Genomic DNA, 7,409 nt, shown 5'->3' with positions numbered 1-7,409 from the left:
GGCGTGCCGCGCCCGTGCGTGGGTGCGCAGGCCGGCCGGCCTGCGCACGCACGGTCCTAGCCCGTCCGCGGGCCCGCCACCGCGGGGCCGGCCGCTGCGGAGTCGGCCGCCGGGCCGCCGGACGGCACGTCCGGTTCCGCTATCGACAGGGACCCGGGGGTCTCCCCCGCGGCGTCGGTGAGCCAGCGCTGGGCGTCGGTCCTGTCGCGGATCCTCACCACCACCTCCGTCCGCGCCCGCGCGTCCTGGGAGGCGGGAGCCACGGCGAGTCCCGCCTCCCAGCGGGGCAGCAACTCGCCCCGCACGGTGAGGTCGTAGCGCACGTCGTCGCCCCGCGCGGCGGACGCCGCCGCGCAGCGGCCCAGGACGACCACCCCGGCGTCCACGTGGGAGTCCAGGCACAGCTCCGGGTCGGCGGCGCTGCGCAGGAGCCCGTCCTTCTCGTACGACCACTCCTGCGTCCCGGCCGTGGAGCACGTGTCCAGCTCGGTGCCCGCACCGGCCCTCGCCGTGCCGCCCTCGACGTCCAGGCAGAGGTCGGCGTCGAGGTTGCGCAGCCGGGTCCGGACGGGCCCCGTGGGAAGCCCCGCGGAGCCGGACGGGGACGACGGCCCGGCGGTCGGCGGCCGCCCGCCGGGACCCGGGCTGCCGGACACCCCGACGGAGGCCGAGGGGGCCGTACCGCCGTCGTCCCGCGACGACAGGACGGCGACGAGGACGGCAGTGAGCAGGGCCGCCGAGACCAGGCCCGCTCCGGCGAGGAGGACCTTCGAACGGCGCGGACCCGGGGAGGAGTGCCGTCCCCGCCGCGCGGAGAACCGGGACGGCGGACGGACGCGCCCGCCGAGACGGGAGCGCCCGCCGCCGCCCGGAGGTCCGCCGGCGCGACGGGCGGTCCGGGTCCCCGGACGCCCACCGCCCGGACGTGACGCAAGATAGCGGCGAGCGCCCCAGCCGAGCACCCCTTCGGCGAGCAGACCGCCCAGACCACCCTCGAAATGGCTCAGCTGCTCGGCGGCGTAACGGCAGAAACGGCACGTCAGGAGATGCTGCTGCACATCGGGGAGCAGGGCGCCGCCGCGCCGGATCGGACCGTCCAGCAGACGGTTGTAGTGGCGGCAGTCCCTGTTCGGCGCGAGTTCACGATGGGCCCGTACACAGCCCTCGCGGAATTTCTCGCGGGCCTCCTCCAACGCCGTGGACGCGCTGTCGGTGTCCATGCCCAGGAGACCGGCCGGTACGGATATGTGCTCGGCCTCGACCTCGGTGTGCCAGAGCAGGCACTGGGCGCGTCCCGGAAGAGCCTGGAAGGAACGTTCCGCGAGCCTGCGGTTCTCCGGTGTCATGGAGTTCGTGGTGCGCATACCGCGCCCCCCGGCCGGTTTCCGCAGTTCGGGCAGCACCTCGGACATACGGTCGTCCGCCGACCACTCCTTGACGAGGTCCCGTACCGCCACCAGGAGTCGAGGGCGCAGCGCGGTGGTGGAGCCGGCGCGCCGGAGACGTCCGAACACCTGCTGGAAGGCGGCGGCGGTGACCATCGGGGCGGCGCCGGCCGCGGGGGCGTTCGCCGCGGAGGCGAGGCAGATGACCGCGTAGTCGTGCGCCGGCTGCCAGTGCCGCGCGAGGATCAGTGCCACGGGGTGCGTGAGTTCGCCCTCCGGCTGTGCCCTGAGGAGCGCCGCCAGGCTCTCGTCGGATTCGCCGGGAACGGCGCCCGGGCCGGGCGGATATGGCGGACGAGGCGGGTGGGGGGTGTGCACTGAGTGGTTTCCTTCCAAGGCACAAGGTGGCACACAGGAGTTCTGACCGCCGAAAAGGAGCTCCGTCCGGTGCGTACCTTTCAGGCGTGGCGCAGTGGCGCACGAAAGCGGCCGGGACGCCGGCCACCCGGCCCCCGTCGGCCGCGGGCCTTTCGGGGCCAACGGCGCGGGGGAATCCCGGGCGGTGAATCAGACCTGGCCAAGGGCCATGTACGGGAAGTTCACCCTTGCACAGGTCACTCATGCCCAACAAGGCGCCTGAACCACTTCGGTGCCACTTCGGCACCATTCGCTCAGGGGAGGAAAGCCGGCGTTCGCCCCCGCCTCCTTTCCGGGCACGGCCCTTCCCCGCGGCGCGGCGCTTTTCGTCGTCGCGTCCGCCGTCGAGTGCCCCGCGCGAAGGGCGTGCACACGCCGGCGGTCCCCGTTCACCTCACCCCCCGTTCCTCCCGGGGGTCCCCCCGTCTGATTCGATGGAACCGGACCAAACCGACAAGCACTTTCCCGAGGACGACCCCTGAGCTCCACACTGGCGACCGCCCTTTCCGCCGTTCTGCTCGTCGCGGTGCTGGCGGGTGCCGTGATCCGGCCCTTCGGTCTGCCGGAGGCCACCGTGGCGGTCCCGGCCGCCGGTCTGGTGATGGCCACCGGCGCCATCTCCCTCGACCACGCACGGGCCGAGGCCGAACTGCTCGGCCCGGTCGTGGGTTTCCTCGCCGCGGTGCTCGTGCTGGCCAGGCTCTGCGACGACGAGGGGCTCTTCCGGGCCTGCGGTGCCTGGCTGGCGCGTACGTCGAAGGGCCGGCCGCAACGCCTGCTGGGCGCCAACTTCCTGCTGGCCTCGGTCATCACGGCCGTACTGAGCCTGGACGCCACGGTCGTGCTGCTCACACCGGTGGTGTTCGCGACCGTGGCCCGCCTCGGCGCCGCCGCCAAGCCCCACGTCTACGCGTGCGCCCACCTGTCGAACACGGCCTCGCTGCTGCTGCCCGTCTCCAACCTGACCAACCTGCTCGCGTTCACGGCGAGCGGTCTGAGCTTCACGCGGTTCGCCCTGCTGATGGGTCCCGCGTGGGCCGTCGCCATCGCCGCCGAGTACCTCGTCTTCCGGCGCTTCTTCGCCGAGGACCTGGCCCGCAACCCTCCGGACCCGGCGGGGAGCGGAACCGGCACTACGGGCACCACCGGCTCCGGCGGCGACTCCGGATCCGGCCACGACTCCGGCCCCGGCCCCGACTCCACCGACATGCCCCTCTTCGCGCTGGTCACCGTCGCCTGCACCCTCGCGGGCTTCGTCGTGACGTCCGCGCTCGGTGCCGAACCGGCCTGGGCGGCGCTCGCGGGAGCCCTCGTCCTGGCCGTCCGGGCGCTGGTCCGCGGGCGCACCACACCGCTCGCCGTCGTACGGGCCACCTCGCTGCCCTTCCTCGCCTTCGTCCTGGCGCTGGGCATCGTGGTGCGCGCCGTGGTCGACAACGGCCTCGCGGACCTGCTCGGGCACCTGGTCCCCGACTCGGCGTCCCTGCCCTCGCTGCTGGGCATCGCGGTCCTCGCCGCCGTGCTGGCGAACCTCATCAACAACCTCCCGGCGGTCCTGGTCCTGCTGCCCCTGGCCGCGGCGGCGGGACCCGGACCGATCCTGGCCGTGCTGCTCGGGGTGAACATCGGTCCGAATCTCACCTACGCCGGTTCGCTGGCGACCCTGCTGTGGCGGCGGATCGTCCACCAGCACGATCACGACGTCGACCTGGGGGAATTCACCCGTCTCGGCCTGCTCACCGTGCCCCTCGCGCTGTTCCCCGCGGTAGTCGCACTCTGGGCCTCGGTACGGGTGTTCGGCGCCTGAGAACCGGGTCGGCGGCAGTCGTGCAGGGGGCATTGACGCTGCCACATGACCATGCAATGCTCCCGTTTTGGGAGCGCTCCCATCATCCTGCCGTCCGCATCGGACGGCATTCATGGACCCCATTCTGGCTTCGGGAGGCGCTCCATGCCGACGTTCCCGCACGTGCACCGCCACCCCTCGGAACGACGTACCGGAAGACGTGCCACAGCCGTCCTGCTGGCGGCCGCGCTGCTGACGGGCGGGCTGGCCCTCGCGCCCGGCGCGGCAGGCGCGCCGTCCGCCGCGGATCCCGCCGCCGCGACCACCCCGGTCCGGGTGAACCAGGCGGGCTACCTGCCGGACGGCCCCAAGCGCGCCACCGTGGTCACGGCCGCCGACCAGCCCCTGGTCTGGCAGTTGCGCAGCGCGTCGGGTGCCGTGGCCGCCGCCGGCCGGACCGTCGTGCGCGGCACGGACACGGCCTCGGGCGACGCGACCCACGTCGCGGACTTCTCCGCGCACCGCAAGGCGGGCTCGGAATACGTCCTGGTGGTCGACGGGCAAAGCAGCGCGCCCTTCGACATCCGGGCCGACCTCTACGACGGCCTGCGCTCCGACTCCCTGGCCTTCTTCTACCACCAGCGCAGCGGCACACCGATAGATGCCTCGCTGGTGGGCCCCGCCTACGCGCGGCCCGCCGGGCACCTCGGGGTCGCCCCCAACCAGGGCGACACGCGCGTGCCGTGCCAGGCCGGGGTGTGCGACTACGAACAGGACGTGCGGGGCGGCTGGTACGACGCCGGCGACCACGGCAAGTACGTCGTCAACGGCGGGATCTCCGTCTGGCTGCTCGTCGACTCCTTCGCGCGGGCCAAGAGGGCGGGCACCGCCTCCGCGCTCGGCGACTCGACGCAGCGGATCCCCGAACGCGGCAACGGCGTGCCCGACATCCTGGACGAGGCCCGCTGGGAGCTGGACTTCCTGATGCGGATGCAGGTGCCAAAGGGCAAGCCCCTCGCGGGGATGGCCTTCCACAAGATCCATGACGCGGCCTGGACGGGCATCCCGACCCGGCCCGAACTGGACCCGCAACCCCGCGAGCTGCACCGCCCCTCCACCGCCGCCACCCTCAACCTCGCCGCGACGGCGGCCCAGTGCGCACGCGTCTTCAGGCCCTACGACCCCGCGTACGCGAAGCGGTGCCTGAGCGTGGCCCGCACGGCGTGGACGGCGGCGCGGGCCAACCCCGGGCTGTACGCGCCCGAGTCGGACAGCACGGGCGGCGGCCCCTACAACGACACACAGGTCACCGACGACTTCTACTGGGCCGCGAGCGAGCTGTACGCGGCGACCGGGGAACGCGCCTACCGGGACGCGGTCACCTCCTCGCCCTGGCACACCTCGGACAGCGCGCTCACGCCGACCGGCTTCAACTGGGCCGACACCGCGGCCCTCGGCCGGCTGACCCTGGCGACCGTGCCGAACGGGCTGCCCGCCTCCGACATCAGGCGGGTACGGGCGTCCGTGACCGCCGCGGCCGACGGGCACCTCGCCACCATGGCCGGGCAGGGCTACCCGGTGCCCCTCCCCGCGGGCGGGTACGTGTGGGGTTCCAACAGCCAGGTCACCAACAACGCGATCGTGATGGCCACGGCCCACGCGCTGACCGGGCGGCAGCGGTACCGGGACGGGGTGCTGGAGTCGATGGACTACCTGCTGGGCCGCAACACCCTGGACCTGTCGTACGTCACCGGCTACGGCGACGCGTACGCCCGCAACCAGCACCACCGGTTCTGGGCGAACCAGTACGACGCCTCGCTGCCGAACCCGCCCGCGGGCTCCCTCGCGGGCGGTCCCAACAGCGGTCTGCAGGACCCCGTGGCGCAGGAGCACCTGGCCGGGTGCGCGCCCGCGGCCTGCTACATCGACGACATCGGCTCGTACTCCACCAACGAGGTGACGATCAACTGGAACGCGCCGCTGGCCTGGCTGGCGGCCTTCGCCGCGGAACGGCGCCCGTCGCGCACCTAGCACGGGCGCCGGTGCCGGACCGGTGCCGGAGTCCCGCGCGGTACGCGCCGGGCGGGACTCCGCGGCACCGGGGATTTGACGTGCGGCGTCCCGCGCGCTTTGATCGCGACGTGCCCGGGCCCGGCCCGGTGCCCAGAGGTGCGCCCAGCCGGTAGCGGACACGTTCCCGAGTCCTGCCACAGTCGCCAGGACCGTCACGGGGTCCGAGGCGGGGCCGCACTCACGACCGATGGAGCGGACATGCCCGCCGAGCGTGCCCCCCGCGCGCGTCTTCCCAGGGCGGCAGCCGCCCTGGTCGCCCTCGTGGCCCTGGCCTCCTGCACGCCGGACGGGAACGGCGGGGAGTCCGGCGGCGCCGCGGGATCCGGCGCCGGGAGCGTGCGGCTGCCTCCCGTGCCCGCCGGTTTCGACTACCAGATCGGCGGCGCCTACCCCCCGCCGTCCGGTGTCCGCATCGTCGCCCGCGACCGCGGTGCCGACCCGGCGCGCGGCCTCTACAACATCTGCTACGTCAACGCCTTCCAGGCCCAGCCCGACGAGCGGGACGACTGGCCCGACGACCTGCTCCTGCGGGACGGCGAGGGCGAGCCCGTCATCGACGCCGACTGGGACGAGCCGCTGCTCGACATCGGCACCCCCGCCAAGCGGGAGCGGATCGCGGCGCGGGTCGCCCCGTGGATCGACGGCTGCGCGGACAAGGGCTACGACGCCGTCGAGCCGGACAACTACGACAGCTACACCCGCTCCCGGGGGCTGCTGAGCGCGGACGACGCCCTGTCCTTCGCCCGGCTGATCTCGGACGAGGCGCACGGCCGGGGGCTGGCCGTCGCCCAGAAGAACACCGTGGAGCTGGCCGACCGGCGCTCCCGTGCCGGGCTCGACTTCGCCGTGGTGGAGGAGTGCGGCGCCTACGACGAGTGCGGCGCGTACGCCGACGCCTTCGACGACCGGGTCGTGGTCGTGGAGTACACCGACGGCGGGCTGCGCAAGGCCCGTGCGGGTTTCGGCGACCGGCTGAGCATCGTGCGCCGGGACCTGGCGGTGTCGGCACCGGGCAGCACCGGCTACGTCCGCCGGACCCGCTGACCCACCGCCCCGGACCCGTCGGCGGGTCAGCCGACCAGCAGGTCGAGGGCCTGTTCCCACCGGAAGCCGGGCCGGTCCGGGTCGCCGGAGGCGTGCTCCCCGAACCTGACCCCCATCCCGCGCAGCCTCTCCAGGCTGTCCCGGTAGGCGGGGTGGGCCGTCAGCGCCTCGCTCACACAGGGCAGTACGGAGATCGGCACGCCCGTTCCGTACGCCTCGCAGAGCGTCCCCAGGGCGAGCGTGTCGGAGATCCCGGCCGCCCACTTGTTGACGGTGTTGAAGGTCGCGGGCGCCACGGTCACGGCGTCCGGGTCCGGGAAGGGGCGCGGGTCGCCGGGCGAACGCCAGGCGGACCTGATCGGCCGGCCGGTCCGTGCCTCGGCCTCCGCGGTGTCGAAGAAGCCCGTCGCGAGCGGGGTCGCGATGACACCGACCTCCCAGTCCCGCTCCTGCGCCAGGGTGATCAGCTCGCCGACGCCGCCGGCGACCCCGGCGGCGCAGACGACGACGTACAGGAAGGGTTTCCGCGCCTGTTCAGTCACCCGGGAACCTTACTGAACCCGGGGAACCCCACCACCCGGGAATCCTCACCGGACCGGGTCCGGTGGACGACGCCGGGCCGCCCGCGGAGCCGGCCGGGCAACCGCTCCGGCCGGCGGAGGGTGCCATGGTCACGGCCGCCGCCGGGCGGGGCGCGGAACCCG

General features: G+C 74.0%; 5 protein-coding genes. 3 read left to right on the top strand and 2 right to left on the bottom strand.

What is annotated here, in order from left to right; translation table 11 throughout:
• Positions 1-56: 56 nt before the first annotated feature.
• Positions 57-1,763 (bottom strand): RICIN domain-containing protein, encoded by a 1,707-nt coding sequence (locus KM933_RS38040; RefSeq protein ID WP_221361919.1) that lies wholly within the window; start codon positions 1,761-1,763, stop codon positions 57-59.
• A gap of 517 nt (positions 1,764-2,280) precedes the next feature.
• Between KM933_RS38040 and KM933_RS38035 the strand changes: the two genes are divergently transcribed.
• The 3 genes from KM933_RS38035 to KM933_RS38025 all read left to right on the top strand — a co-directional run bounded on the left by KM933_RS38035 (position 2,281) and on the right by KM933_RS38025 (position 6,705).
• On the top strand, positions 2,281-3,609 hold the full coding sequence (locus tag KM933_RS38035; RefSeq protein ID WP_221361939.1) for an SLC13 family permease: 1,329 nt from the start codon (positions 2,281-2,283) through the stop codon (positions 3,607-3,609).
• 144 nt (positions 3,610-3,753) lie between these two features.
• Complete coding sequence (locus KM933_RS38030; RefSeq protein WP_221361917.1) at positions 3,754-5,619, top strand: glycoside hydrolase family 9 protein; 1,866 nt, start codon at positions 3,754-3,756, stop codon at positions 5,617-5,619.
• A gap of 240 nt (positions 5,620-5,859) precedes the next feature.
• Entirely contained in the window at positions 5,860-6,705 is an 846-nt protein-coding gene (locus tag KM933_RS38025; RefSeq protein WP_221361915.1) for an endo alpha-1,4 polygalactosaminidase, read from the top strand.
• A 26-nt stretch (positions 6,706-6,731) separates the two neighbouring features.
• Here KM933_RS38025 and KM933_RS38020 read toward each other — a convergent pair whose 3' ends face one another.
• Positions 6,732-7,247, bottom strand: a complete 516-nt coding sequence (locus tag KM933_RS38020; RefSeq protein WP_221361914.1) for a flavoprotein — start codon at positions 7,245-7,247, stop codon at positions 6,732-6,734.
• Between the last annotated feature and the right edge of the window lie 162 nt (positions 7,248-7,409).

The organism is Streptomyces beigongshangae (assembly GCF_019710745.1).
Classification (GTDB): Bacteria; Actinomycetota; Actinomycetes; order Streptomycetales; family Streptomycetaceae; genus Streptomyces; species Streptomyces beigongshangae.
Note: the sequence above shows the minus strand (reverse complement) of the source record. Positions and strands in the feature narration are given on the sequence as shown.